This is a genomic window from Burkholderia sp. IMCC1007 (genome assembly GCF_027257875.1).
Classification (GTDB): domain Bacteria; phylum Pseudomonadota; class Gammaproteobacteria; order Burkholderiales; family Burkholderiaceae; genus Burkholderia.
On the sequence record NZ_JAPVQY010000027.1, the window covers coordinates 54,413 to 79,415 of the forward strand.

At 64.6% G+C, this 25,003-nt stretch carries 23 protein-coding genes and 1 tRNA gene; 21 read left to right on the top strand and 3 right to left on the bottom strand.

Annotated elements, in window-relative coordinates; translation table 11 throughout:
- Nucleotides 1-11 precede the first annotated feature (11 nt).
- Both pssA and O1Q03_RS22305 read left to right on the top strand, forming a co-directional pair.
- Nucleotides 12-884, top strand: a complete 873-nt coding sequence (gene pssA, locus O1Q03_RS22300) for a CDP-diacylglycerol--serine O-phosphatidyltransferase (RefSeq protein WP_269506158.1) — start codon at nucleotides 12-14, stop codon at nucleotides 882-884.
- A gap of 320 nt (nucleotides 885-1,204) precedes the next feature.
- Nucleotides 1,205-2,749 carry a 2-isopropylmalate synthase gene (locus tag O1Q03_RS22305; RefSeq protein ID WP_269506159.1) on the top strand — a complete coding sequence of 515 codons (1,545 nt, stop codon included), beginning with the start codon at nucleotides 1,205-1,207 and terminating at the stop codon, nucleotides 2,747-2,749.
- A 73-nt stretch (nucleotides 2,750-2,822) separates the two neighbouring features.
- Here the strand turns inward: O1Q03_RS22305 and O1Q03_RS22310 are convergent, their stop codons facing one another.
- The 3 genes from O1Q03_RS22310 to O1Q03_RS22320 all read right to left on the bottom strand — a co-directional run bounded on the left by O1Q03_RS22310 (nucleotide 2,823) and on the right by O1Q03_RS22320 (nucleotide 5,944).
- Nucleotides 2,823-4,373 (bottom strand): SulP family inorganic anion transporter, encoded by a 1,551-nt coding sequence (locus tag O1Q03_RS22310; protein WP_269506160.1) that lies wholly within the window; start codon nucleotides 4,371-4,373, stop codon nucleotides 2,823-2,825.
- A 39-nt stretch (nucleotides 4,374-4,412) separates the two neighbouring features.
- A complete protein-coding gene (locus O1Q03_RS22315; RefSeq protein ID WP_269506162.1) occupies nucleotides 4,413-5,060 on the bottom strand; it encodes a carbonic anhydrase in 648 nt (215 codons plus the stop codon).
- Nucleotides 5,061-5,431: 371 nt separating this feature from the next.
- Complete coding sequence (locus O1Q03_RS22320; protein WP_269506164.1) at nucleotides 5,432-5,944, bottom strand: hypothetical protein; 513 nt, start codon at nucleotides 5,942-5,944, stop codon at nucleotides 5,432-5,434.
- Nucleotides 5,945-6,134: 190 nt separating this feature from the next.
- On the opposite strand from O1Q03_RS22320, the gene O1Q03_RS22325 reads away from it, so the two are divergent.
- The 19 genes from O1Q03_RS22325 (at nucleotide 6,135) to nuoL (ending at nucleotide 24,992) form a co-directional block, all read left to right on the top strand.
- Nucleotides 6,135-7,394, top strand: coding sequence for a branched-chain amino acid ABC transporter substrate-binding protein (locus O1Q03_RS22325; protein ID WP_269506166.1), 1,260 nt, complete (start codon nucleotides 6,135-6,137; stop codon nucleotides 7,392-7,394).
- Nucleotides 7,395-7,511: 117 nt separating this feature from the next.
- Nucleotides 7,512-7,781, top strand: a complete 270-nt coding sequence (gene rpsO / locus O1Q03_RS22330) for a 30S ribosomal protein S15 (protein WP_006398792.1) — start codon at nucleotides 7,512-7,514, stop codon at nucleotides 7,779-7,781.
- A 291-nt stretch (nucleotides 7,782-8,072) separates the two neighbouring features.
- On the top strand, nucleotides 8,073-10,220 hold the full coding sequence (gene pnp / locus O1Q03_RS22335) for a polyribonucleotide nucleotidyltransferase (protein WP_269506167.1): 2,148 nt from the start codon (nucleotides 8,073-8,075) through the stop codon (nucleotides 10,218-10,220).
- 142 nt (nucleotides 10,221-10,362) lie between these two features.
- Complete coding sequence (locus O1Q03_RS22340) at nucleotides 10,363-11,382, top strand: NAD(P)H-quinone oxidoreductase (RefSeq protein ID WP_269506169.1); 1,020 nt, start codon at nucleotides 10,363-10,365, stop codon at nucleotides 11,380-11,382.
- Nucleotides 11,383-11,533: 151 nt separating this feature from the next.
- Nucleotides 11,534-12,289 carry a triose-phosphate isomerase gene (gene tpiA, locus O1Q03_RS22345; RefSeq protein WP_269506170.1) on the top strand — a complete coding sequence of 252 codons (756 nt, stop codon included), beginning with the start codon at nucleotides 11,534-11,536 and terminating at the stop codon, nucleotides 12,287-12,289.
- Between the two features lie 72 nt (nucleotides 12,290-12,361).
- Entirely contained in the window at nucleotides 12,362-12,748 is a 387-nt protein-coding gene (gene secG, locus O1Q03_RS22350) for a preprotein translocase subunit SecG (RefSeq protein WP_269506172.1), read from the top strand.
- A gap of 110 nt (nucleotides 12,749-12,858) precedes the next feature.
- Nucleotides 12,859-12,943, top strand: a tRNA-Leu gene (locus tag O1Q03_RS22355).
- Nucleotides 12,944-13,098: 155 nt separating this feature from the next.
- Nucleotides 13,099-13,458, top strand: a complete 360-nt coding sequence (locus tag O1Q03_RS22360; protein ID WP_096507621.1) for an NADH-quinone oxidoreductase subunit A — start codon at nucleotides 13,099-13,101, stop codon at nucleotides 13,456-13,458.
- Nucleotides 13,459-13,520: 62 nt separating this feature from the next.
- Nucleotides 13,521-14,000, top strand: a complete 480-nt coding sequence (locus tag O1Q03_RS22365; RefSeq protein WP_004186402.1) for a NuoB/complex I 20 kDa subunit family protein — start codon at nucleotides 13,521-13,523, stop codon at nucleotides 13,998-14,000.
- A gap of 21 nt (nucleotides 14,001-14,021) precedes the next feature.
- Nucleotides 14,022-14,624, top strand: a complete 603-nt coding sequence (locus O1Q03_RS22370; RefSeq protein ID WP_269506174.1) for an NADH-quinone oxidoreductase subunit C — start codon at nucleotides 14,022-14,024, stop codon at nucleotides 14,622-14,624.
- 9 nt (nucleotides 14,625-14,633) lie between these two features.
- Nucleotides 14,634-15,887, top strand: coding sequence for an NADH-quinone oxidoreductase subunit D (locus O1Q03_RS22375; protein WP_269506175.1), 1,254 nt, complete (start codon nucleotides 14,634-14,636; stop codon nucleotides 15,885-15,887).
- 177 nt (nucleotides 15,888-16,064) lie between these two features.
- A complete protein-coding gene (gene nuoE, locus O1Q03_RS22380; protein WP_269506177.1) occupies nucleotides 16,065-16,550 on the top strand; it encodes an NADH-quinone oxidoreductase subunit NuoE in 486 nt (161 codons plus the stop codon).
- Nucleotides 16,547-17,857, top strand: coding sequence for an NADH-quinone oxidoreductase subunit NuoF (nuoF, locus tag O1Q03_RS22385; RefSeq protein WP_269506179.1), 1,311 nt, complete (start codon nucleotides 16,547-16,549; stop codon nucleotides 17,855-17,857). The genes nuoE and nuoF overlap by 4 nt, the downstream gene beginning before the upstream one ends.
- 85 nt (nucleotides 17,858-17,942) lie before the next feature.
- Complete coding sequence (gene nuoG / locus O1Q03_RS22390; protein WP_269506180.1) at nucleotides 17,943-20,273, top strand: NADH-quinone oxidoreductase subunit NuoG; 2,331 nt, start codon at nucleotides 17,943-17,945, stop codon at nucleotides 20,271-20,273.
- Nucleotides 20,274-21,341: an NADH-quinone oxidoreductase subunit NuoH gene (nuoH, locus tag O1Q03_RS22395; protein ID WP_269506182.1), complete on the top strand. Its 1,068-nt coding sequence runs from the start codon at nucleotides 20,274-20,276 to the stop codon at nucleotides 21,339-21,341.
- Between the two features lie 10 nt (nucleotides 21,342-21,351).
- Nucleotides 21,352-21,840, top strand: coding sequence for an NADH-quinone oxidoreductase subunit NuoI (gene nuoI, locus O1Q03_RS22400; protein WP_006478270.1), 489 nt, complete (start codon nucleotides 21,352-21,354; stop codon nucleotides 21,838-21,840).
- 104 nt (nucleotides 21,841-21,944) lie between these two features.
- Nucleotides 21,945-22,595 (top strand): NADH-quinone oxidoreductase subunit J, encoded by a 651-nt coding sequence (locus O1Q03_RS22405; RefSeq protein ID WP_269506184.1) that lies wholly within the window; start codon nucleotides 21,945-21,947, stop codon nucleotides 22,593-22,595.
- A 19-nt stretch (nucleotides 22,596-22,614) separates the two neighbouring features.
- Entirely contained in the window at nucleotides 22,615-22,920 is a 306-nt protein-coding gene (gene nuoK, locus O1Q03_RS22410) for an NADH-quinone oxidoreductase subunit NuoK (protein WP_004185739.1), read from the top strand.
- 17 nt (nucleotides 22,921-22,937) lie between these two features.
- A complete protein-coding gene (nuoL, locus tag O1Q03_RS22415; RefSeq protein WP_269506187.1) occupies nucleotides 22,938-24,992 on the top strand; it encodes an NADH-quinone oxidoreductase subunit L in 2,055 nt (684 codons plus the stop codon).
- The last annotated feature ends 11 nt before the right edge of the window (nucleotides 24,993-25,003 follow it).

Sequence of the window (25,003 nt, forward strand, 5' to 3'; positions counted from 1 at the left end):
CGGGACGCACGATGGCCGCATTCAAACCGCGCCGGCCGCGTAACGGCGCCAACCAGACCCCGCGCCCGTTCCGCCGCAACAAGGTGATGGCGTCCGATTCGGTGCCCACCGAAAGCCGCCGTGCCGCGCGCCAGCGGTTCCTGAAGACGCGCGGCATCTACCTGCTGCCGAACGCATTCACGACCGCTGCGCTGTTCTGCGGCTTCTTCGCGGTCGTGCAGGCGATGAACGTGCGTTTCGAGATCGCCGCCATTGCGATCTTCGTCGCGATGGTGCTCGACGGGATGGACGGGCGCGTCGCGCGAATGACCCATACGCAAAGCGCATTCGGCGAGCAGTTCGACAGCCTGTCGGACATGGTGTCGTTCGGCGTCGCACCCGCGCTCGTGATGTACGAGTGGGTGCTGAAGGATCTCGGCCGCTGGGGCTGGCTCGCCGCATTCGTCTATTGCTCGGGCGCCGCGTTGCGCCTCGCGCGCTTCAACACGAACATCGGCAGCGTCGACAAGCGCTTCTTCCAGGGGCTGCCGAGCCCGGCCGCCGCCGCGCTGATCGCCGGCTTCGTCTGGCTCGCGACCGACAACCGCGTGCCGATGAAGCTCGGCTGGCTGCCGTGGGTCGCGTTCGCACTGACGATCTACGCGGGCGTAACGATGGTGTCGAACGCGCCGTTCTACAGCGGCAAGGCGCTCGACGTGCGGCACCGCGTGCCGTTCGCGGCGATCCTGCTGGTCGTCGTCGCGTTCGTGCTCGTGTCGTCGGATCCGCCGTTGATGCTGTTCTGCCTGTTCGTGCTGTACGGGCTGTCCGGCTACGTGTTCTGGGCCTACATGGCCGTGCGCGGGCGCGCGAATCCCGCGCGATCGTCGCAGCGCGAGCACTGACGCGCAACTTGCTCCGCAACGGCGGCCCCCGGTTTCGAGGCCGCCGTTTTCATTTGCCCCTTTTTCGGATCGAGCAGCCAGGCATCCCGGGTGCCGTCCGATTGCGCACCCAGCGGAATGCCGCTATAGTCGTCGGCATGACTGCATTTCCCCGCCTTTCCCTCCTTCTAGCCGGTGCGCCGCTACGCGCGCTAGCTTTGGCGCGCCTGCCGCGCTGACCATTCTCGCCCTCCGTCAAGCCTCGTCTGTTGTTGAGCGTCGCCAGCGGTGGCGCGATCTCATTACGTTTGACTTCCATATAAAGCCCCCTGGAGCTCCCCATGACAGACAAGCTGATCATTTTCGATACGACGTTGCGTGACGGCGAACAATCGCCCGGCGCGTCGATGACGAAGGAAGAGAAAATCCGCATCGCGAAGCACCTCGAGCGGATGAAGGTCGACGTGATCGAGGCCGGCTTCGCGGCCAGCTCGAACGGCGACTTCGACGCGATCCACACGATCGCCGGTCTCGTGAAGGACAGCACGATCTGCTCGCTGGCGCGCGCCAACGACAAGGACATCCAGCGTGCGGCGGACGCATTGAAGCCGGCCAACAGCGCGCGGATCCACACGTTCATCGCGACGTCGCCGCTGCACATGGAGAAGAAGCTGCGGATGACGCCGGACCAGGTGTTCGAGCAGGCGCGTCTCGCGGTGCGCTTCGCGCGCAAGTTCACCGACAACGTCGAATTCTCGCCGGAAGACGGCAGCCGCTCGGATCTCGACTTCCTGTGCCGCGTGCTGGAAGCGGTGATCGCCGAAGGCGCGACGACGATCAACATCGCCGACACGGTCGGCTACGGCGTGCCGGAACTCTACGGCAACCTCGTGAAGACGCTGCGCGAGCGCATCCCGAATTCGGACAAGGCGATCTTCTCGGTGCACTGCCACAACGACCTCGGGATGGCGGTCGCGAACTCGCTCGCCGGCGTGAAGATCGGCGGCGCCCGGCAGGTCGAGTGCACGATCAACGGTCTCGGCGAGCGCGCGGGCAACACGTCGCTCGAGGAAATCGTGATGGCCGTGAAGACGCGCAAGGACTACTTCGGGCTCGACGTCGGCATCGACACCACGCAGATCGTGCCGACGTCGAAGCTCGTGTCGCAGATCACCGGGTTCGTCGTGCAGCCGAACAAGGCCGTGGTCGGCGCGAACGCGTTCGCGCACGCGTCGGGCATTCACCAGGACGGCGTGCTGAAGGCGCGCGACACCTACGAGATCATGCGCGCGGAAGACGTGGGCTGGACCGCGAACAAGATCGTGCTCGGCAAGCTGTCGGGCCGCAACGCGTTCAAGCAGCGCCTGCAGGAGCTCGGCGTGTCGCTCGACAGCGAAGCCGAATTGAATGCCGCGTTCATGCGCTTCAAGGATCTGGCCGACCGCAAGGCCGAGATCTTCGACGAAGACATCATCGCGATCGTGTCCGAGGAATCGGCGCTCGCGCACGAGCAGGAGCACTTCAAGTTCGTGTCGCTGTCGCAGCGTTCGGAGACGGGCGAGCAGCCGCAGGCGAAAATCGTGTTCGCGGTCGAAGGCAAGGAAGTGACCGGTGAAGCGCGCGGCAACGGCCCGGTCGACGCGACGTTCAATGCGATCGAAGGCGAAGTCGGCAGCGGGTCCGAACTGCTGCTGTACTCGGTGAACGCGATCACGACCGGCACGCAGGCGCAGGGCGAAGTGACCGTCCGGCTGTCGAAGAGCGGGCGGATCGTCAACGGCGTCGGCACCGATCCGGATATCGTCGCCGCATCCGCGAAGGCGTACATTTCCGCGCTGAACAAGCTGCACTCGAAGGACGACAAGGTCAACCCGCAGCGCTCGTAAGCGCCGCGCGTCAAGCAGCCCCGAAACGCCCCGTGCGGCCCTGCGCCGCCCGGGGCGTTTTTTCATTGGCCGCTCATTCCGCGGCCGGCGCGCGGAACAGCCAGCGACGCGCCGCCGCGCGTGGCGCCGGATTGCGCCGGCGGAACTCGACCGCGATCCCGCGCCGCGGCGCATCGGCGACGAATGCATCGAGCAGTTCGAGCACGTCGTGATCGATGTAGTCGGCGCGCGTCGCGTCGATGATCACCGCCGCCCGGTCCGGAATGTGCCGCAGGTGGTGCTTGACCTGCACCTTGCCGATGAACGACACGTCCTTGCGGAACGACAGCAGGAAGTGGTCGTCGTGCTGCGCGAGTGTGACGGGGCTCTTCAGGTTGGCAACGGCGACCGCGAGCACGCTGCACGCAAGGCCCAGCGCGATGCCGAACAGCAGGTCGACGGCGAGCACGCCGACGATCGTCGCGGCGAACGGCACGAACGCGGCCGGCCCCTGTTGCATCACCGAGCGGAACAGCGCCGGTTTCGCGAGTTTCAGGCCGGTGTGGATCAGGATCGCGGCCAGGCTCGCGAGCGGGATCAGGTTGATCAGGCCGGTGAGCGCGAACACGCTCGCGAGCAGCAGGATGCCGTGCACGATCGCGGACATCCGGCTTTGCGCGCCGGCGTTGACGTTGGCCGAACTGCGCACGATCACCGACGTGATCGGCAGGCCGCCGACGGCGCCCGCGACGAGGTTGCCGACCCCCTGTGCCTTCAGCTCCCGATCGGGTTGCGTCGGCCGCCGCTTCGGATCGATCTGCTCGACCGCTTCGAGGCACAGCAGCGTCTCGAGGCTCGCGACGACCGCAAGCGTGATCGCAACGCGCCATACGTCGGGGTTGACCAGTTGCGCGAGGTTCGGGCCGAGCTCCGCATGCTTGAGCGATGCCGCGAGCGCCGCGAACGAGTCGAATTCGGGCAGCGTGACGCGATGCGCGGCGCCCGGTGCAGCTGCCGGTGCGATCACGCCGAGCACGAGCGTCGCGCCGATGCCGAGCACGACGACCGCGAGCGGCGCGGGTACCGAACGTACCCACGCGAAGCGCTTGAGTGCCGGCATGTCCCACGCGATCAGCAGCGCCAGCGACACCAGCGCGATGGCCGTGGCGGCCCATGCGGTCGGCAGCGCCGGCCAGTTCGCAAACGATTGCGAGGCCTGGCCGCCAATGCCGAAGGCGAATGGGATCTGCTTGACGATCAGCAGCAGGCCGATCGCGGCGAGCATGCCCTTGATGACGGGCGACGGCACGTACGCGGCGAAGCGGCCGGCGCGCAGCATGCCGAAGCCGAACTGCAGCACGCCGGACAGCAGCACCGCGAGCAGGAATGCGGAGAAGCTGCCGAGTTGCGCGATCCCTTCGACGACGATCACGACGAGGCCGGCCGCCGGCCCGCTCACGGACAGCGACGAGCCGCTCAGCAGCGCGACGACGATGCCGCCGACGATGCCGGATACCAGCCCGGCAAACGGCTCGACGCCGGATGCATTGGCGATGCCTAGGCATAGCGGCAGCGCGACGAGGAAAACGACGATGCCGGCGACGATGTCGCGCGGCAGGGTGGACAGGCGCTCGTTCAGTTTCATGGTTGGGGCGATTTCATGGGCGTTGGGGTAGGGCGCGGGTCAGCCGAATGCGACGGCCGCGGCGGCGTGCTCGGGGTCGGCCGCGGCTGCGGCGGGTGGCGCCGTATAGCCGGAATCGAGCTCCGTCAGGCGGCCGTCGGCGACGGAGAAGATCCAGCCGTGTACGAGGGGCGGCCGCGGTCGGCCCTGCACGATCGGCGACGCGCGCAGCAGTTTCACTTGTTCGAGCACGTTCAACTCCGCGAGGCGGTCGGCCGCGGCCGCGTCGTCGAGTTCGCCCAGCGTGTCGCGATGGCGCCGTGCCAGCGCGCACAGCGGTGCGATGCGGCGCGCGACGTGCGGCAGGTCGGTCGGCGGCGGCAGCAGCGATGCGCGTACGCCGCCGCAACCGTAGTGGCCGCACACGATGACGTGATCGACCTCGAGCACGCGCACCGCGTACTCGAGCACGCTCGCCGCGTTGTCGTCGTCGGGATGGAACAGGTTCGCGATGTTGCGATGGACGAACAGTTCACCCGGCGCGCAGTGCGTGATGGTTTCGGCCGGCACGCGGCTGTCGGCGCAGCCGATCCACAGCACGCGCGGATTCTGGCCGCGCGCGAGCGCGTCGAAGAAGCCGGGCGTGTGTTCGCGTGTCTCGCGGGCCCAGGCGATGTTGGCGACCAGCATGCTCTTGGGGCGGTTCATGAGGACTCCTTTTAAATAAGGACGGACAACGATCGCTCGAAATGGCGTCGTCGAATACTTTCTGAATTGAAAGGTTTATTCCGCCCGATATTAGGGGTATGCCCTAGCGCCCGGTGCCACTGATACAAATTGTTTCAACTGGGAATATCGAGGTGCAGCGCATGCACCAATGCGACGCATGACATGCATCGCGCATGCCGGTTACCCGTCCGGTAAGGGATTCCGCGCGACAGCGTCGTGACGGGCACGGATCGGAACGAATTGCCGCCCGCTTTCCGGATCAGCCGAATAGGGCGGCAAAAACGAAATGGCCATTCACGCGCTTATTCGTGAATGGCCATTGAGAAATTGCGCGGAAATCGCGCAATCGGTCAGAACAGGTTCCGGCGGTCGGGGTCGTGCAGCGGGTCCGGCGTCTTCTGCGTGGTGCGCAGGATCCCCTGCGGATCGAAGTAGAAGCTGTACATCATGTACCAGACGTTGTCTTCCAGATACCGGTAGGTCCACACCTCGCGCTTCATCAGCGGGAAGTAGGACGTCTCGACCGGCCGGCCGAAATTGACCAGCACGTCGGTCTTCGTCCACGTGCCGATCTCCGCGCGATAGAACTCGCTCGGCTGCAGCACCTGGCGCACGTTGACGATCCTGTGCGCTGCATCGACATCGGCCGCGATGGTGATCTCGCCCATTGGCTGGGTCGGCCACATCAGGCGCTTGCCGCCGCCGGGCAGATCGTAGATCTCGCGCGGCGGGCCCATGCGCGCGACGATCGCCGACTCGTCCTGGCCGGCCTGGTATTGCTGCCACGGTTGTGCGCAACCGGCGAGCAGCGCCGCCGCACTGGCGACCAGCACCGGCAGGCGCACGGGAATGCGAATGCGCATGGGATCCTCCAGAACTCTCTGACTGTTCAGTTGTATCACGGACGGCGCACGGCAGCGCATCGCGCCGAAAAAATCGGTGCGGATCGCAGCCGGCGGGTCGCGTATGTGTCGTGTGTCGCCATGCTTGCGGGCGGCGGGGCCGGCGGCCTATGATCCGCGCTTCTCGAACGAATCGAAGGGCAGGTAGCCGATGCAGCTGTGGAAGCGATGCGCGCTCGCGTTGAGCGCGGGGTGGATGCTGGCGTCGTCCGCGTACGCGGCAGGCGAGCCGGTGCGGATCGCGCTCATCGAGGGCATGTCCGGCCCGTTCGCGAACGCGGGCGCGGCCGTCGAGCGCAACCTGCGCTTCGGCGTCGAACAGGTCAACGCGGCGGGCGGCGTGAAGCTGCGCGACGGCGCGCATCCGCTGGAGCTGGTCGTGCTCGACAGCAAGGGCAGCCCGGAAGAGGCGCTCGTGCAATTGCGCATCGCCGCGGACCGGCACATCGGATTCGTCGCGCAGGGCAACAGTTCGGCGGTCGCGGCGGCGCTCGTCGCGGCGCTCGACAAGCTGAACGCGCGCAATCCCGACAGTCGGATGCTGTTCCTCAACTATTCGGCCGACGACCCGGCGCTGACCGGCGCGCATTGCAGCTTCTGGCATTTCCGTTTCGACGCGCACGCGGGGATGCGGATGGCCGCGCTGGCCGACGTGATGGCGCGCGATCGTACCTTGCACAAGGTCTATCTGCTGAACCAGGACTACAGCTTCGGCCACGACGTCAGCGCGCTGGCGCGGCAGGCGCTGGCCGAGCGGCGCCCCGACGTGGCGATCGCCGGCGACGAATTCCATCCGATCGGCCGGATCAAGGATTTCTCGCCGTATATCGCGAAGATCCGCGCGAGCGGCGCGGACGCGGTCGTGACCGGCAACTGGGGCAACGATCTCACGCTGCTCGTGAAGGCGGCGCGCGAGCAGGGGCTCAACGCGAAGTTCTATACGTTCTACGGCAACAGCCTCGGCGCGCCGGCGGCGCTGGGCGACGCGGGCGTCGGGCGGGTCGTCGCCGTCGCGGACTGGCATCCGAATGCGGGCGGCGCGAAATCCGACGCGTTCTATCGTGCGTTCCGAACCCGTTTCCCGGCGCCGCAGGACGACTATCCGGTGCGCCGCATGAGCCTGATGGTCGAGATGCTCGCGGCCGCGATGAACCGGGCCGGCTCGGCCGACCCCGTCGCGGTGGCGCGCGCGCTGGAGGGGCTGTCGTTCGACGACGGTTTCCATGCGTCTACCCTGCGCGCGCAGGATCACCAGCTGTTCCAGCCCCTTTACGTGATGGAAATGGACAAGGTCGGCACGGCGGGCGTGCGTTTCGACAACGAGGGCTCGGGCTTTGGCTTCCGGACGGTTCTCGCGGTTCCGGCGCAGCGCACGCAGATGCCGTCGACCTGTTCGATGACGCGCCCGTGACAGGGACGGTAGGAACGCCGTGCAGTTGTGCTACAATGCCCGCCGGTTGTAAGTCACGGCACGGCCATTCTTCCGTGTCCGCCTGTTAGCTAGCAATTAGGAAACCAAGGAAATCACATGTCTGTTGCAGATATCAAGAAGTCGGAAGTCGTTGCTCAGTTCGCCCGCGGTACCAACGACACGGGTTCGCCCGAAGTCCAGGTCGCGCTGCTGACCGCACGTATCGTCGAACTGACGGGTCACTTCAAGACCCACGCGAAGGATCACCACAGCCGCCGCGGCCTGCTGCGCATGGTGAGCCGCCGCCGCAAGCTGCTCGACTACCTCAAGGGCAAGGATGCCGACCGTTACCGCGCATTGATCGAGAAGCTGGGTCTGCGTAAGTAATCGAGGCGATTGCCGCCAGCAAGATGCCTGTGTCAGTCCGCTGATGCAGGCATTTTGTTTTTGCGCGGTGCGTAGCGTCACGCGCACCGCAGGTCGTTCGGCACGTGGATGCCGGACTGCCGGAACGGCTGATGCCGGGGTCGGGATTTGTGTCATTCCAGCGCGCTGCTCGGCGAGCGACGCACTGGAATGGCATAAAAAACACACCTTGCTCCGGGTGATTCAGTCGGGACGCCGCCGCGCGGGATGGCCCGGGCGGCGAATGAAATGAATGAATTCAAAGGAGCAACCATGTCCATGTTCAACAAGGTCGTGAAGGAATTCCAGTGGGGCCAGCACAAGGTGCGCCTCGAAACCGGTGAAGTCGCCCGTCAGGCGAGCGGTGCCGTGATCGTCGACGTGGAAGATACCGTCGTGCTGGCAACCGTCGTCGGCGCGAAGTCGGCGAAGCCGGGTCAGGATTTCTTCCCGCTGACCGTCGACTACCTCGAAAAGACCTACTCGGCCGGCAAGATCCCGGGCGGCTTCTTCCGTCGCGAAGGCCGTCCGTCGGAGCACGAGACGCTGACGTCGCGCCTGATCGACCGTCCGCTGCGCCCGCTGTTCCCGGAAGGCTTCTACAACGAAGTGCAGGTCGTGATCCACGTGCTGTCCGTGAACCCGGAAATCCCGGCGGACATCCCCGCGCTGATCGGCGCATCGGCTGCGCTCGCCGTGTCGGGCCTGCCGTTCAACGGTCCGGTCGGTGCCGCGCGCGTCGCATACATCAACAACGCATACGTGCTGAACCCGACGCGTGACCAGATCAAGGCATCGAGCCTCGACCTCGTCGTCGCCGGTACGGAGCGCGCGGTGCTGATGGTCGAATCGGAAGCCGACCAGCTGCCGGAAGACGTGATGCTGGGCGCCGTGGTGTTCGGCCACGAGCAGATGCAGATCGCGATCGACGCGATCCACGAACTGGTGCGCGAAGGCGGCAAGCCCGAGTGGGACTGGCAGCCGGCCCCGAAGAACGAAGCGCTGATCGCGCGCGTGACGGAACTGGCGCACGGCGACCTGCTCGCCGCTTACCAGCTGCGCGACAAGCAGGCACGTTCGACGAAGCTGAAGGAAGTCTACGCAGCGACCTCGGCGAAGCTCGAGGAAGACGCACTGGCGGCCGGCACGGTCGCGGCCGACAAGGCCACGGTCGGCAACATCCTGTTCGACATCGAAGCGAAGATCGTCCGTTCGCAGATCCTGAACGGCGAGCCGCGCATCGACGGTCGCGACACGCGCACCGTGCGTCCGATCGAGATCCGCACGGGCGTGCTGCCGCGCACCCACGGTTCGGCGCTGTTCACGCGTGGCGAGACGCAGGCGCTGGTCGTCGCGACGCTCGGCACGAAGGGTGACGAGCAGATCATCGATGCGCTCGAAGGCGAATACCGCGAGCGCTTCATGCTCCACTACAACATGCCCCCGTTCGCGACCGGCGAAACGGGCCGCGTCGGCTCGCCGAAGCGCCGCGAAATCGGCCACGGCCGGCTGGCCAAGCGCGCGCTGGTCAAGTGCCTGCCGAGCGCCGACGAATTCGGCTACTCGATCCGCGTCGTGTCGGAAATCACCGAGTCGAACGGTTCGTCGTCGATGGCATCGGTGTGCGGCGGCTGCCTCGCGCTGATGGACGCCGGCGTGCCGATGAAGGCACACGTCGCGGGCATCGCGATGGGCCTGATCCTCGAAGGCAACAAGTTCGCGGTGCTGACCGACATCCTCGGCGACGAAGATCACCTCGGCGACATGGACTTCAAGGTGGCCGGCACGGAGCAAGGCGTGACGGCACTGCAGATGGACATCAAGATCCAGGGCATCACGAAGGAAATCATGCAGGTCGCGCTCGCGCAGGCGAAGGAAGGCCGCATGCACATCCTCGGCAAGATGACGTCGGCGGTCTCGGGTGCGAACACGCAGCTGTCGGAATTCGCGCCGCGCATGATCACGATCAAGATCAACCCGGAAAAGATCCGCGACGTGATCGGCAAGGGCGGTTCGGTGATCCGCGCGCTGACCGAAGAAACGGGCACGACCATCGACATCTCGGACGACGGCGTCGTGACGATCGCGAGCACGAACAGCGAAGGCATGGCCGAAGCGAAGAAGCGCATCGAGCAGATCACGGCCGAGATCGAAGTCGGCCAGGTGTACGAAGGCACGGTGCTCAAGCTGCTCGATTTCGGTGCGATCGTGAACCTGCTGCCGGGCAAGGACGGCCTGCTGCACATCTCGGAAATCGTCAACGAGCGCGTGAAGGACATCAACGACTACCTGAAGGAAGGTCAGCAGGTCAAGGTCAAGGTGATCCAGACGGACGAGAAGGGTCGCGTGCGCCTGTCGGCGAAGGCACTGCTGAACGAAGCCGCTGCCGCGTCGCAGTCCGATACGCCGCCGCAGCAGTAAGCGGACAGACATGAAAACGGCCGGCAGTGCGAAAGCGTGCCGGCCGTTTTTTCTGTAGCATCGTTGTGCGGCGCAGCAGCGCCGGCGAATTGCCCGTGCCGCGCACGGGTTCGTCCCCGATTCCGATCCTGGAGCGACTGCCATGAAAGCCATCGAAATCACCGAATTCGGCGCGCCCGACGTGCTGAAGCTCGCGGAGCGTCCGCGCCCCGAACCGAAGCGCGGCGAGGTGCTGATCAAGGTGTCGGCTTCCGGCGTGAACCGGCCCGACGTATTCCAGCGCAAGGGCGCATATGCGCCGCCGCCGGGTGCGTCGGACCTGCCCGGCCTCGAAGTGGCGGGCGAGATCGTCGGCGGCGACCTGTCGGATGCCGCGTCGAATCCGTTCGGCCTGAAGCTCGGCGATCGCGTCTGTGCGCTGCTCGCGGGCGGCGGCTATGCCGAGTATGCGGTAGCGCCGCTGCCGCAATGCCTGCCGGTGCCCGAAGGGCTCACCGACATCGAAGCCGCATCGTTGCCGGAAACGTTCTTCACGGTGTGGAGCAACGTGTTCGATCGCGCGCAGCTCGGCGCGGGCGAGGGCGGCGAGCAGGAAACGCTGCTCGTGCAGGGCGGCTCGAGCGGCATCGGCGTGACGGCGATCCAGATCGCGCACGCGCTAGGTTTTCGCGTGTTCGCGACGGCCGGCAACGCCGACAAATGCCGGGCATGCGAGGCACTCGGCGCCGAACGTGCGATCAACTACAAGACCGAGGACTTCGTCGGGGTCGTGAAGTCGCTGACGCACGATCGCGGCGTCGACGTGATCCTCGACATGGTGGCGGGCTCATACGTGCCGCGCGAATTGTCCGCGCTCGCGGACGGCGGCCGGCTCGTGCTGATCGCGCTGCTCGGCGGTGCGAAGGCCGAGGTGAATCTCAACGAGATCCTGCGCCGCCGGCTGACGGTGACGGGTTCGACGCTGCGTCCGCGTCCGGTCGAGTTCAAGGCACGGATCGCTGCGCAGTTGAACGCGCGCGTGTGGCCGCTGCTCGCCGACGGGCGCATCAAGCCGGTCATCTACCGCGTGCTGCCGGCCGGCGAGGCCGCGCAGGCGCATGCGCTGATGGAAAGCGGCGAGCACATCGGCAAGATCGTGCTCGATTGGGGCGCGAACGCGTGAGGGCCCGTGCAGCGGGCTTGACATGCGCGGTTTGACCGGTTCAAGCCGTGCGCAGTAAAATCGCGGGTTTGCTTCGCCAGATCAAACCTGACGGCCGTTGAGCGGCGCGTTAATGACACGTTAGTGACACGATAGTGACGAGACAGACACGATGTCGAAACAAAGAACAAAGCGAGTGATCGGCAACTGGAAGATGCACGGCCGGCTGGCCGGCAACCAGGCATTGCTGAACGAAGTGGTGCAGGGTGCGGGCGCGGTGGTGGCGGAAACGTCGATCGGCGTGTGCGTGCCGTTCCCTTACCTCGCGCAGGTTCAGGCGCAACTCGGCGATGGCCGTGTCGTGTTCGGCGCGCAGGACGTGTCCGCGCACGAGCAGGGCGCGTTCACCGGTGAAGTGGCGGCTGCCATGGTTGCGGAGTTCGGCGCGCGTTATGCGATCGTCGGTCACTCGGAGCGTCGTGCGTATCACGGCGAAAGCAGCGAGACGGTTGCGGCGAAGGCGCAACGCGCGCTCGCGGCGGGCCTCACGCCTGTCGTGTGCGTCGGCGAGACGCTCGACGAGCGCGAAGCGGGCGCGACCGAGCAGGTGGTCGGTGCGCAGCTCGACGCCGTGCTGGCCGTGCTGACGGCCGACGAAGCGGCGCGCATCGTCGTCGCATACGAGCCGGTCTGGGCGATCGGCACTGGCAAGAGCGCGACGTCGGCGCAGGCGCAGGACGTCCACGCATTCCTGCGTGCGCGTCTGGCGGCGAAGGGCGCGGCCGACGTGTCGGTGCTGTACGGCGGCAGCGTGAAGCCGGACAACGCGGAAGAGCTGTTCGCGCAGCCGGACATCGACGGCGGCCTGATCGGCGGCGCGTCGCTGAAGGCGGAAGATTTCCTGGCGATCTGCCGGGCTGCACGTTGAGCGGCTCGGGATCGAATTGAACCATGATGGCGGCCGGTCGGTCCGGTTGCCTGATCCAATCGGATGGATGTGATGCTGTTATTCAAGACGCTGATTATTGTGGTGCAGGTGCTGTCTGCACTCGGTGTGATTGGTCTCGTGCTGCTGCAGCACGGCAAGGGCGCCGACATGGGCGCCGCATTCGGCAGCGGCGCGTCGGGCAGCCTGTTCGGTGCGACGGGCTCGGCGAACTTCCTGTCGCGCACGACGGGCATTCTCGCGACGATCTTCTTCGTTGCGACGCTCGCGCTGACGTATCTCGGCTCGTACAAGTCGACGCCGTCGGCGGGCGTGCTGGGTGCGGTCGCGACCGCACCCGCATCGGCGTCTGCCGCGTCGGCACCGGCTGTCGCCGCGTCCGCCGCTGCGTCGTCGGGTGCTTCGGCCGCGAGCGCGCCGGGCCAGGACGTCCCGAAATAAAAGCTGAAATATTTCCCGTTGTGCGTTGAACAATTCTGAAAGACAGGTTAGAATTTAATTCTTGAAGCGATTCGCGGGAAACAGGCAGTACGACCCGAGTTGCATGCAGTGCCGACGTGGTGAAATTGGTAGACACGCTATCTTGAGGGGGTAGTGGCGAAAGCTGTGCGAGTTCGAGTCTCGCCGTCGGCACCAAAGTTACTCAATGCCAGCCGCTTCCGAGTGGCTGGCATTTTTCATTTCTGGGGTGTGTCTTGCGATTGTCTTGTGATCGCAGGCACTCCGAAATGATTCCTTTCGCCGGAAGTGGTATTCTCCGGACGCTCAGAACTAACCGATAGAGGATTGCCTTGAACCTCGCAGCCTATTACCCCGTCTTGTTGTTCCTCCTCGTGGGCACTGGTTTAGGTATAGCGCTGATCAGCATCGGCAAGCTTCTTGGTCCCAACAAGCCGGACGTCGAGAAGAACGCACCATACGAGTGCGGCTTCGAAGCCTTTGAAGACGCCCGGATGAAATTCGACGTCCGGTACTACCTCGTCGCCATCCTGTTCATCATCTTCGATCTCGAAACCGCATTTCTGTTTCCGTGGGGCGTCGCGCTGCGGGACATCGGCTGGCCCGGTTTCATCGCAATGATGATTTTCCTGCTCGAATTCCTGTTGGGCTTTGCCTACATCTGGAAGAAGGGCGGCCTCGACTGGGAGTGATGGGCTAATCGCCGGTTTGCATGGGCGGCCACGCTGGGTCGCCCGTCTGGAGTGGAAAGCAAATGAGTATCGAAGGGGTCTTGAAGGAAGGGTTTGTCACCACGACGGCTGACAAGCTGATCAACTGGACGCGTACCGGCTCGCTGTGGCCGATGACGTTCGGACTCGCATGTTGCGCCGTCGAGATGATGCATGCGGGCGCCGCCCGTTATGACCTGGACCGGTTCGGTGTCGTGTTCCGTCCGAGTCCGCGTCAGTCCGACGTGATGATCGTTGCCGGCACGCTCTGCAACAAGATGGCGCCCGCACTGCGCCGCGTGTACGACCAGATGGCCGAGCCGCGCTGGGTGATCTCGATGGGGTCGTGCGCGAATGGCGGCGGCTACTACCACTACTCGTACTCGGTGGTCCGCGGCTGTGACCGGATCGTGCCGGTCGACGTCTACGTGCCGGGTTGTCCGCCCACCGCCGAGGCGCTCGTGTACGGCGTGATCCAGCTTCAGGCGAAGATCCGCCGCACCAGCACCATCGCCCGTCAATAAAGCCCCGAGCGTCCCCTCAATATGGCAAGCAAAATCGAGACCCTCAAGGCAAACCTCGAAGCCGCGCTCGGCGCGCGCGTGGTGAGCCTCACCGAAGCGATCGGTGAACTGACGCTCGTCGTGAAGGCGAGCGATTACCTCGAAGTCGCAAAGACGCTGCGCGACGATCCGAAGCTCCGTTTCGAGCAGCTGATCGACCTCTGCGGCGTGGACTACCAGACCTACGGCGACGGCGCCTACGACGGCCCGCGTTTCGCTGCCGTGTCGCACCTGCTGTCGGTCACGAACAATTGGCGCCTGCGCGTTCGCGTATTCGCGCCGGACGACGATCTGCCGATCGTGGCATCGGTCGTCGACATCTGGACCTCCGCAAACTGGTATGAACGCGAAGCGTTCGACCTGTACGGCCTGGTGTTCGAAGGGCACCCCGATCTGCGCCGCATCCTCACCGACTACGGCTTCATCGGTCACCCGTTCCGCAAGGACTTCCCGGTGTCGGGCTACGTCGAAATGCGCTACGACCCGGAAGAGAAGCGGGTGGTCTACCAGCCGGTGACGATCGAGCCGCGCGAAATCACGCCGCGCGTGATCCGCGAGGATCGCTATGGCGGTCTGAAACATTAAGGGGGCGTCATGGCAGAAATCAAGAACTACACCCTCAACTTCGGCCCGCAACACCCGGCAGCGCACGGTGTGCTGCGCCTGGTGCTCGAGCTCGACGGCGAAGTCATCCAGCGCGCCGATCCGCACATCGGCCTGCTGCATCGCGCGACCGAGAAGCTCGCGGAAAACAAGACCTTCATCCAGTCCGTGCCGTACATGGATCGTCTCGACTACGTGTCGATGATGATCAACGAGCACGGCTACGTGCTCGCGATCGAAAAACTGCTCGGCATCGACGTGCCGGAGCGCGCGCAGTACATCCGCGTGCTGTTCGACGAGATCACGCGCGTGCTGAACCACCTGATGTGGATCGGTGCTCACGGGCTCGACGTCGGCGCGATGGCGGTGTTCCTGTACGCATTCCGCGAGCGCGAAGACCTGATGGACGTGTACGAAGCGGTGTCCGGCGCACGGATGCACGCGGCGTACTACCGTCCGGGCGGCGTCTATCGCGACCTGCCTGACGCAATGCCGCAATACAAGGCGTCGAAGATCCGCAACGAGAAGGCGCTCGCGAAGATGAACGAAGCGCGCAGCGGCTCGGTGCTCGACTTCATCGACGACTTCTTCACGCGCTTCCCGAAGTGCATCGACGAATACGAAACGCTGCTGACCGACAACCGGATCTGGAAGCAGCGTCTGGTCGGGATCGGTGTCGTCAGCCCGGAACGTGCACTGCAGATGGGCATGACGGGCCCGATGCTGCGCGGCTCGGGTATCGCGTGGGACCTGCGCAAGAAGCAGCCGTACGAAGTGTACGATCGCCTCGACTTCGACGTGCCGGTCGGCGTGAACGGCGACTGCTACGACCGCTATCTGGTGCGCGTCGAAGAAATGCGCCAGTCTGTCCGTATCGCGAAACAGTGTATTGAGTGGCTCCGCAAGAATCCGGGCCCGGTGATGACCGACAATCACAAGATCGCGCCGCCGTCGCGGGTCGGCATGAAGACCAACATGGAAGACTTGATTCACCACTTCAAGCTCTTCACCGAAGGTTTTCACGTGCCGGAAGGCGAAGCGTACGCGGCAGTCGAGCATCCGAAGGGCGAATTCGGCATCTACCTCGTGTCGGACGGTGCCAACAAGCCGTATCGCCTCAAGATCCGCGCACCGGGCTTCGCGCATCTCGCGTCGCTCGACGAAATGGCGCGGGGTCACATGATTGCCGACGCCGTCACGATCATCGGTACGCAGGACATCGTGTTCGGCGAAATCGATCGCTAAAGGTCGCGCCGCCTGCGCGAGCGGGCGGCGAGCAGCAAGTCACGCGAAGTCACATGCGGTTGCGCTGAACCGGCGCGGCTTCGCAAGCTGTCAACAGTGAGCGCCAGGTCTGCCGTGCATGCACCGCAGTGCGGCAGGTTGTTCGTTCGGTAGGAATTGAAAGAGTCGTGTCTGAAAATGATCTCAGCTGAAGGCCTGAAGGAAATCGATCGCGCGTTGACGAAGTATCCCGCCGATCAGAAACAGTCCGCCGTGATGTCGGCGTTGGCCGTCGCTCAGGAAGAGCACGGCTGGCTGTCGCCCGAACTGATGCAGTTCGTCGCGAACTATCTCGGCATGCCGGCCGTCGCGGTGCAGGAAGTCGCGACGTTCTACACGATGTACGAGCTCAAACCGGTCGGCAAGCACAAGATCACGCTCTGTACGAACCTCCCGTGCCAGTTGGGGCCGCACGGCGGCGCCGAAGCGACGGCCGACTACCTGAAACAGAAGCTGGGCATCGACTTCGGCGAGACCACGCCCGATGGCAAGTTCACGCTGAAGGAAGGCGAATGCATGGGCTCGTGCGGCGATGCGCCGGTGCTGCTGGTGAACAATCACAGAATGTGCAGCTTCATGAGCCGCGACAAGATCGACCAGCTGCTTGAGGAGCTTTCGAAATGACGTCCCTCCACGACCGTCACATCAAACCGCTGATCCTCGCTGGTCTGAACGGCGAGAACTGGCACCTCGAAGACTACGTTGCGCGCGGCGGCTACAAGCAGCTGCGTCGCATTCTCGAAGAAAAGATCACCCCTGAGCAGGTCATTGCCGACGTGAAGGCGTCGGGCCTGCGTGGCCGTGGCGGTGCGGGCTTCCCGACCGGCCTGAAGTGGAGCTTCATGCCGCGTCAGTTCCCGGGGCAGAAGTACCTCGTCTGCAACTCGGACGAAGGCGAGCCGGGCACGTTCAAGGATCGCGACATCCTGCGCTGGAACCCGCATGCGCTGATCGAAGGCATGGCCATCGGCGCGTACGCGATGGGCATCACCGTCGGCTACAACTACATCCACGGCGAAATCTTCGAAGTGTATCGACGCTTCGAGGCAGCGCTCGAGGAAGCGCGCGCCGCGGGCTTCCTCGGCGACAACATCATGGGCTCGGAATTCTCGTTCCAGCTGCACGCGCACCACGGTTACGGCGCGTACATCTGCGGCGAGGAAACGGCGCTGCTCGAATCGCTCGAAGGCAAGAAGGGCCAGCCGCGCTTCAAGCCGCCGTTCCCGGCGAGCTTCGGCGTGTACGGCAAGCCGACCACGATCAACAACACCGAGACGTTCGCCGCGGTGCCGTTCCTGCTGTCCATCGGGCCGCAGAATTACCTCGAGATCGGCAAGCCGAACAACGGCGGCACGAAGATTTTCTCGGTGTCGGGCGACGTCGAGCGTCCGGGCAACTACGAAGTGCCGCTCGGCACGCCGTTCGCGACGCTGATGGAGCTCGCCGGCGGGATGCGCGGCGGCAAGAAGATCAAGGCCGTGATTCCGGGCGGCTCGTCGGCGCCGGTGATTCCGGGCGACATCATGATGCAGACGGATCTCGACTACGACTCGATCGCGAAGGCGGGCTCGATGCTCGGTTCCGGCGCGGTGATCGTGATGGACGAGACGCGCTGCATGGTGCGTTCGCTGCTGCGCCTGTCGTACTTCTACTACGAGGAATCGTGCGGCCAGTGCACGCCGTGCCGTGAAGGCACCGGCTGGCTGTATCGCGTCGTGAATCGTATCGAGCACGGCGAAGGGCGCCAGGAAGATCTGGACCTGCTGAATTCGGTGGCGGAGAACATCATGGGCCGCACGATCTGCGCGCTCGGCGATGCAGCGGCGATGCCGGTGCGCGGGATGCTCAAGCACTACTGGGACGAATTCGCATACCACGTCGAGCACAAGCATTGCATGGTCGGCGGTCACGCACACGCGGCAGCGGCCTGAAGCGAAGCACCGGGTTGCGGAATTTGAGCGCACGGTCGGGCCACGGCGCGAGCGGGCGAAAATAGGTTAAGGACCATTCACCATCATGGTTGAACTTGAAATAGACGGCAAGAAGGTCGAGGTGCCCGAAGGCAGCATGGTGATCCAGGCTGCACACAAGGCTGACACGTACATTCCTCACTTCTGCTATCACAAGAAACTGTCGGTTGCGGCCAACTGCCGGATGTGTCTCGTCGAAGTCGAGAAGATGCCGAAGGCCGTGCCTGCCTGCGCGACGCCCGTGTCGGCCGGCATGATCGTTCGCACGCAGTCCGAGAAGGCCGTGAAGGGTCAGCAGGCGGTGATGGAATTCCTCCTCATCAACCACCCGCTCGACTGCCCGATCTGCGATCAGGGCGGTGAATGTCAGCTGCAGGATCTGGCGGTCGGCTACGGCAAGTCGTCGTCGCGCTACTCGGAAGAAAAGCGCGTGGTGTTCCACAAGAACGTCGGCCCGTTGATCTCGATGGAAGAAATGTCGCGTTGCATCCACTGCACGCGCTGCGTCCGCTTCGGCCAGGAAATCGCCGGCGTGATGGAGCTCGGCATGCTGGGCCGCGGCGAGCACTCGGAAATCACGACGTTCGTCGGCAAGACGGTCGATTCCGAACTGTCGGGCAACATGATCGATCTGTGCCCGGTCGGCGCGCTGACCAGCAAGCCGTTCCGCTACAGCGCCCGGACGTGGGAACTGTCGCGTCGCAAGTCGGTGAGCCCGCACGATTCCGTCGGCGCGAACCTCGTCGTGCAGGTGAAGAACAACCGCGTGATGCGCGTGCTGCCGTTCGAGAACGAAGCGATCAACGAATGCTGGATCTCGGACAAGGATCGTTTCTCGTACGAAGGCCTGAACAGCGAAGAGCGCCTGACCAAGCCGATGCTGAAGCAGGGCGGCCAGTGGCTCGAAACCGACTGGCAGACCGCGCTGGAATACGTCGCGAAGGGGCTCAAGGGTATCGCCGCGGATCACGGCGCGAACGCGCTGGCGATGCTCGCGAGCGCGCACAGCACCGCTGAAGAGCTGTTCCTCGTGAAGCAGCTCGCCAACGAACTGAAGACGCCGAACGTCGACTTCCGTCTGCGTCAGCAGGATTTCTCGGCGCCGGTCCAGGGCGCACCGTGGCTCGGCATGCCGATCGCCGATCTGTCGAACGTGGATGCCGCGTTCATCGTCGGTTCGTTCCTGCGCCGCGACCATCCGCTGTTCGCCGCACGCCTGCGTCAGGCCGCGAAGAACGGCGCGAAGCTGCATTTCCTGCACGCGACCGCCGACGACTCGCTGATCCGTACCGCGAAGCGCATCGTTGCCGCGCCGTCGGCATGGCTCGACGAACTGGCCGGCATCGCTGCAGCCGTCGCGCAGCTGCGCGGCGTCGCGCTGCCCGACACGCTCGCGGGCGTCACGGCATCGGCGGCGGCGCAGGCTGTCGCGCAGTCGCTCGCGAACGGCGAGCGCCGCGCGGTGCTGCTCGGCAACGTGGCCGTCCGTCATCCGGAATTCGCGAAGCTGCACGCCGTCGCTCAGTGGATCGCCGAGAACACCGGCGCCACGTTCGGTTTCCTGACGGAAGCGGCGAACACGGTCGGCGCGCACGTCGTCGGCGCGCTGCCGGGCGATGGCGGCCTGAACGCTCGCGAAGCGTTCGCGCAGCCGCGCAAGGGCTACGTGCTGCTGAACGTCGAGCCCGAATTCGACACGGCCGATCCGGCGCAGGCGCTTGCCGCGCTGAACCAGGCTGAAATGGTCGTCGTGATGTCGCCGTTCAAGCACGGCCTCGATTACGCGGACGTATTGCTGCCCGTCGCGCCGTTCACCGAAACGGCCGGCACGTACGTCAACGCCGAAGGCTCGGTGCAGAGCTTCAACGGCGTCGTGCGCCCGCTCGGCGACACGCGTCCGGCGTGGAAGGTGCTGCGCGTGCTCGGCAGTCTCCTCGACCTGCCGAACTTCGAATACGAGACCGCGGAAGACGTGCGTGTCGCGGCGCTCGGCGACGCGGGCGTCGCGAGCCGTCTGTCGAACGCGACGTCGGTCGCGCCGGTGCGCGTCGCGGCGAATGCCGCAAACGGCAGCTTCGAGCGCCTCGCCGATGTGCCGATCTATCATGCCGACGCACTCGTGCGCCGCGCCGGTGCGCTGCACCTGACGGCTGCCGCGAAGGCGGCGAACGTCGCAGCCCTGCCGGCCGCGCTGTTCGACAAGCTGGGCTTGAAGGAAGGCGACGCGGTGCGCGTGCGCCAGGGCGAGCGTGCGGTGCAGTTGCCGGCCGTGCGCGACGCGAATCTTGCGGAGACGGTCGTTCGCGTGTCGGCGGCAACGCCTGCCGGCGCAGCGCTCGGCAGCCTGTTCGGTGAACTGGTGGTGGAGAAGGCGTAAATGAGCTTGTTCGATACGATCAACGCGGGCGGGACCCAGCTTCTTGGCTTCGCGTGGCCGACGGTGTGGGCACTCGTGCGCATCCTCGTCGTCGCCGTCGTCATCCTGCTGTGCGTCGCGTACCTGATTCTGTGGGAACGCAAGCTGATCGGCTGGATGCACGTGCGTCTCGGCCCGAACCGCGTCGGCCCCGGCGGCCTGCTGCAGCCGATCGCCGACGTGCTGAAGCTGCTGCTGAAGGAAGTCATTCAGCCGACCGCCGCGAGCCGCTGGCTCTACCTGGTCGCGCCGATTATGACCGTCGTGCCGGCGTTCGCCGTGTGGGCAGTGATCCCGTTCCAGGCCGAAGCCGTGCTCGCGAACGTGAACGCCGGCCTGCTGTACGCGATGGCGATTTCGTCGATCGGCGTGTACGCGGTGATTCTCGCCGGCTGGGCGTCGAACTCGAAATACGCGTTCCTCGGTGCGATGCGTGCCGCGGCGCAGATGGTTTCGTACGAAATCTCGATGGGCTTCGCGCTGGTGCTCGTGCTGATGACGGCCGGCAGCCTGAACCTGTCGGAAATCGTCGGCTCGCAACAGCACGGCTTCTTCGCCGGCCACGGCGTGAATTTCCTGTCGTGGAACTGGCTGCCGCTGCTGCCGGCGTTCGTCGTCTACTTCGTGTCGGGCATCGCCGAAACGAACCGTCACCCGTTCGACGTGGTGGAAGGCGAGTCGGAAATCGTCGCGGGTCACATGATCGATTACTCGGGTATGGCGTTCGCGCTGTTCTTCCTCGCCGAGTACATCAACATGATCGTGATCTCGGCGCTGGCTGCGACGCTGTTCCTCGGCGGCTGGGATGCGCCGTTCGAATTCCTGTCGTTCATTCCGGGCATCTTCTGGCTGGTGCTGAAGGTATTCGCGCTGCTGTCGGTGTTCATCTGGGTCCGCGCGACGTTCCCGCGCTACCGTTACGACCAGATCATGCGCCTGGGCTGGAAGGTGTTCCTGCCCGTCACGGTGATCTGGGTGGTCGTGGTCGGCTTCTGGATGATGTCGCCGCTGAACATCTGGGTGAAGTAAGGACGAAATCATGACGGCAATCCAACACTTCTTTAAGACTTTCTTCCTGACCGAGCTGCTGAAGGGGCTCGCGCTGACCGGCCGTTACACGTTCAAGCGCAAGTTCACCGTGCAGTTCCCGGAAGAGAAGACCCCGATTTCGCCGCGTTTCCGCGGGCTGCATGCACTGCGCCGCTACGAGAACGGCGAAGAGCGCTGCATCGCGTGCAAGCTCTGCGAGGCCGTGTGTCCCGCACTGGCGATCACGATCGAATCGGAAACGCGCGCCGACAACACGCGCCGCACGACGCGCTACGACATCGACCTGACGAAGTGCATCTTCTGCGGTTTCTGCGAAGAGAGCTGCCCGGTCGATTCGATCGTCGAGACGCAGATTCTCGAATACCACGGCGAAAAGCGCGGCGACCTGTATTTCACGAAGGAAATGCTGCTCGCAGTGGGCGATCGTTACGAGAAGGACATCGCAGCGGCGAAGGCTGCCGACGCGCCGTATCGTTGATTGTGTTTGCAGTGCCGGCCCGGCATCGACGGGCCAGCCGCCGCGACGGGTGCGGGCGTCCCGCAAGCCGCGCCTGACTATGGCCTAACGATGAACCGGTAATCATGGAATTCACGACCGTACTGTTCTACATCTTCGCGCTGCTCCTGGTGGTATCAGGGCTGAAGGTGATCACTTCGCGCAACCCGGTGGCGTCTGCGCTTTTCCTTGTGCTGGCGTTCTTCAACGCCGCCGCGATCTGGATGCTGCTGGAAGCGGAGTTCCTCGCGATCCTGCTGGTTCTGGTCTACGTGGGCGCGGTGATGGTGCTGTTCCTGTTCGTCGTGATGATGCTGGACATCAACATCGACTACCTGCGTCGCGACTTCAAGCGCTTCGTGCCGATGGCAACGGTGGTCGGCGCGATCATCGTGGTCGAGACCGCGCTGATCCTGTGGCGCGGCTACGGCGATACGCAATCGGCGCACGCGATGGCGACGGGCGCGATGGCCGACTGGTCGAACACGCGACTGATCGGCAAGGTGATCTACACCGACTACATCTTCGCGTTTGAAATCGCCGGCCTCGTGCTGCTGGTCGCGATCATCGCCGCGATCGGGCTGACCGAGCGCAAGGGCAAGGACAGCAAGCGCCAGCGCGTGTCGGATCAGGTCAAGGTGCGTCGCGCCGACCGCGTGCGCCTCGTGAAGATGGAAGCGGAAAAGCCGCAGCCGGAAACGGCGCAGAGCGAAGCCGATACGAGCACCAACGGCTAAGCGGAGGAAAAAGAAAACCATGTTGACTCTTGCTCACTACCTCGTGCTCGGCGCGATCCTCTTTGCGATCGCGATCGTCGGGATCTTTCTCAACCGCCGCAACATCATCATCATCCTGATGGCGATCGAACTGATGCTGCTGGCGGTGAACACCAACTTCGTCGCGTTTTCTCATTACCTCGGCGATGTGCACGGCCAGATCTTCGTGTTCTTCGTGCTGACCGTCGCAGCAGCGGAAGCGGCGATCGGTCTGGCGATTCTGGTGACCCTGTTCCGTAAGCTCGACACGATCAATGTCGAGGATCTCGATCAGCTCAAGGGCTAATTTCAGGTAACGCTGTTATGTCAACGACACTCAATGAAAACCTGCTGCTGGCGATTCCGCTCGCTCCGCTGGCCGGCTCGCTGATTGCGGGGCTGTTCGGGAACGCCGTGGGGCGTAAGGGCGCACACCGGATCACGATCCTCGGCGTATTGATCGCGTTTCTGCTGTCGGCGAAAGTCTTCGTCGACGTGATGGGGGGCGCGAGCTTCAACGCGACCGTCTATCAGTGGATGAACGTCGGCTCGCTGAAACTTGAAATTGGTTTCCTCGTCGATTCGCTGACCGCGATGATGATGGTCGTCGTGACCTTCGTCTCGCTGATGGTGCACATCTACACGATCGGCTACATGTCGGAAGAGGACGGCTACCAGCGCTTCTTCTCGTACATCTCGCTGTTCACGTTCTCGATGCTGATGCTCGTGATGAGCAACAACTTCCTGCAGCTGTTCTTCGGCTGGGAAGCGGTGGGCCTCGTGTCGTACCTGCTGATCGGCTTCTACTTCACGCGTGAAAGCGCGATCTACGCGAACATGAAGGCGTTCCTCGTGAACCGCGTGGGCGACTTCGGCTTCCTGCTGGGCATCGGCCTGCTGCTCGCGTTCGCGGGTTCGATGAACTACGGCGAAGTGTTCGCGAAGCGTGCGGAGCTCGCGAGCCTGCACTTCCCGGGCACCGACTGGGGCCTGCTGACCGTCGCGTGTATCTGCCTGTTCATCGGCGCGATGGGCAAGTCGGCGCAGTTCCCGCTGCACGTGTGGCTGCCTGACTCGATGGAAGGCCCGACGCCGATCTCCGCGCTGATTCACGCGGCGACGATGGTGACGGCCGGCATCTTCATGGTGTCGCGCATGTCGCCGCTGTTCGAGCTGTCGGACGCCGCGCTGTCGTTCATCACGGTGATCGGCGCGATCACGGCGCTGTTCATGGGCTTCCTCGGGATTGTCCAGAACGACATCAAGCGTGTCGTCGCGTACTCGACGCTGTCGCAGCTCGGTTACATGACGGTGGCGCTCGGCGTGTCCGCTTACCCGGTCGCCGTGTTCCACCTGATGACGCACGCGTTCTTCAAGGCACTGCTGTTCCTCGGCGCCGGTTCGGTGATCATCGGCATGCACCACGACCAGGACATGCGCAACATGGGTGGCCTGCGCAAGTACATGCCGATCACGTGGATCACGTCGCTCGTCGGTTCGCTGGCGCTGATCGGTACGCCGTTCTTCTCGGGCTTCTACTCGAAGGACTCGATCATCGACGCGGTGAAGCTGTCGCACCTGCCGGGTTCGGGCTTCGCGTACTTCGCGGTGGTCGCGAGCGTGTTCGTCACGGCGCTGTACTCGTTCCGCATGTACTTCCTGGTGTTCCACGGCGAAGAGCGCTTCCGCAAGCCGAAGCATCCGGAATCGCCGATGGGCATGGCGGCCGCTCACGGTCACGACGATCACGGCCATGGCCACGGTCATGACGATCACGCGCACGAGCCGCACGAGACCCCGTGGGTCGTGTGGGTGCCGCTCGTCCTGCTGGCGATCCCGTCGGTGATCATCGGTGCGATCGCGGTCGGCCCGATGCTGTTCGGCGACTTCTTCCAGCATGGTGTCGCGTTCGACAAGGTGATCTTCGTCGGCGCGAATCATCCGGCACTGGCCGAGATGGCGGAGGAGTTCCACGGCTGGGTCGGCATGGGTCTGCACTCGGTGTCGGGCCTGCCGGTGTGGCTGGCGCTCGCCGGCGTGGTCGTCGCGTGGTTCCTGTACCTGAAGCGTCCGGAGCTGCCGGCTTCGATCCGCCGCACGTTCGGCCCGATCTACACGCTGCTCGACAACAAGTACTACATGGACAAGATCAACGAGGTGGTGTTCGCCCGTGGTTCGGTGGCGATCGGCCGAGGCCTGTGGAAGGAGGGTGACGTCGTGGTGATCGACGGCCTCGTGAACGGCAGCGCCCGGTTCATCGGCTGGTTCGCCAGCGTGATCCGCTTCCTGCAATCCGGTTACATCTACCACTACGCGTTCGCCATGATCATCGGCATGCTGGGGCTCCTGACCCTGTTTGTGACGCTGGGCGGCAAATAAGACGGGGAATA

What these genes read in the sequence shown, in the direction of transcription:
- O1Q03_RS22370 (WP_269506174.1), top strand. Translation starts at nt 14,022, where the DNA reads ATGGCAAGCAAAATCGAGACCCTCAAGGCAAACCTCGAAGCCGCGCTC.
- nuoK (WP_004185739.1), top strand. Translation starts at nt 22,615, where the DNA reads ATGTTGACTCTTGCTCACTACCTCGTGCTCGGCGCGATCCTCTTTGCG.
- nuoL (WP_269506187.1), top strand. Translation starts at nt 22,938, where the DNA reads ATGTCAACGACACTCAATGAAAACCTGCTGCTGGCGATTCCGCTCGCT.
- O1Q03_RS22320 (WP_269506164.1), bottom strand. Translation starts at nt 5,944, where the DNA reads ATGCGCATTCGCATTCCCGTGCGCCTGCCGGTGCTGGTCGCCAGTGCG.
- nuoE (WP_269506177.1), top strand. Translation starts at nt 16,065, where the DNA reads ATGATCTCAGCTGAAGGCCTGAAGGAAATCGATCGCGCGTTGACGAAG.
- O1Q03_RS22365 (WP_004186402.1), top strand. Translation starts at nt 13,521, where the DNA reads ATGAGTATCGAAGGGGTCTTGAAGGAAGGGTTTGTCACCACGACGGCT.
- nuoG (WP_269506180.1), top strand. Translation starts at nt 17,943, where the DNA reads ATGGTTGAACTTGAAATAGACGGCAAGAAGGTCGAGGTGCCCGAAGGC.
- nuoH (WP_269506182.1), top strand. Translation starts at nt 20,274, where the DNA reads ATGAGCTTGTTCGATACGATCAACGCGGGCGGGACCCAGCTTCTTGGC.
- O1Q03_RS22315 (WP_269506162.1), bottom strand. Translation starts at nt 5,060, where the DNA reads ATGAACCGCCCCAAGAGCATGCTGGTCGCCAACATCGCCTGGGCCCGC.
- O1Q03_RS22310 (WP_269506160.1), bottom strand. Translation starts at nt 4,373, where the DNA reads ATGAAACTGAACGAGCGCCTGTCCACCCTGCCGCGCGACATCGTCGCC.
- tpiA (WP_269506170.1), top strand. Translation starts at nt 11,534, where the DNA reads ATGTCGAAACAAAGAACAAAGCGAGTGATCGGCAACTGGAAGATGCAC.
- pnp (WP_269506167.1), top strand. Translation starts at nt 8,073, where the DNA reads ATGTCCATGTTCAACAAGGTCGTGAAGGAATTCCAGTGGGGCCAGCAC.
- O1Q03_RS22340 (WP_269506169.1), top strand. Translation starts at nt 10,363, where the DNA reads ATGAAAGCCATCGAAATCACCGAATTCGGCGCGCCCGACGTGCTGAAG.
- nuoI (WP_006478270.1), top strand. Translation starts at nt 21,352, where the DNA reads ATGACGGCAATCCAACACTTCTTTAAGACTTTCTTCCTGACCGAGCTG.
- pssA (WP_269506158.1), top strand. Translation starts at nt 12, where the DNA reads ATGGCCGCATTCAAACCGCGCCGGCCGCGTAACGGCGCCAACCAGACC.
- rpsO (WP_006398792.1), top strand. Translation starts at nt 7,512, where the DNA reads ATGTCTGTTGCAGATATCAAGAAGTCGGAAGTCGTTGCTCAGTTCGCC.
- nuoF (WP_269506179.1), top strand. Translation starts at nt 16,547, where the DNA reads ATGACGTCCCTCCACGACCGTCACATCAAACCGCTGATCCTCGCTGGT.
- O1Q03_RS22375 (WP_269506175.1), top strand. Translation starts at nt 14,634, where the DNA reads ATGGCAGAAATCAAGAACTACACCCTCAACTTCGGCCCGCAACACCCG.
- O1Q03_RS22325 (WP_269506166.1), top strand. Translation starts at nt 6,135, where the DNA reads ATGCAGCTGTGGAAGCGATGCGCGCTCGCGTTGAGCGCGGGGTGGATG.
- secG (WP_269506172.1), top strand. Translation starts at nt 12,362, where the DNA reads ATGCTGTTATTCAAGACGCTGATTATTGTGGTGCAGGTGCTGTCTGCA.
- O1Q03_RS22305 (WP_269506159.1), top strand. Translation starts at nt 1,205, where the DNA reads ATGACAGACAAGCTGATCATTTTCGATACGACGTTGCGTGACGGCGAA.
- O1Q03_RS22405 (WP_269506184.1), top strand. Translation starts at nt 21,945, where the DNA reads ATGGAATTCACGACCGTACTGTTCTACATCTTCGCGCTGCTCCTGGTG.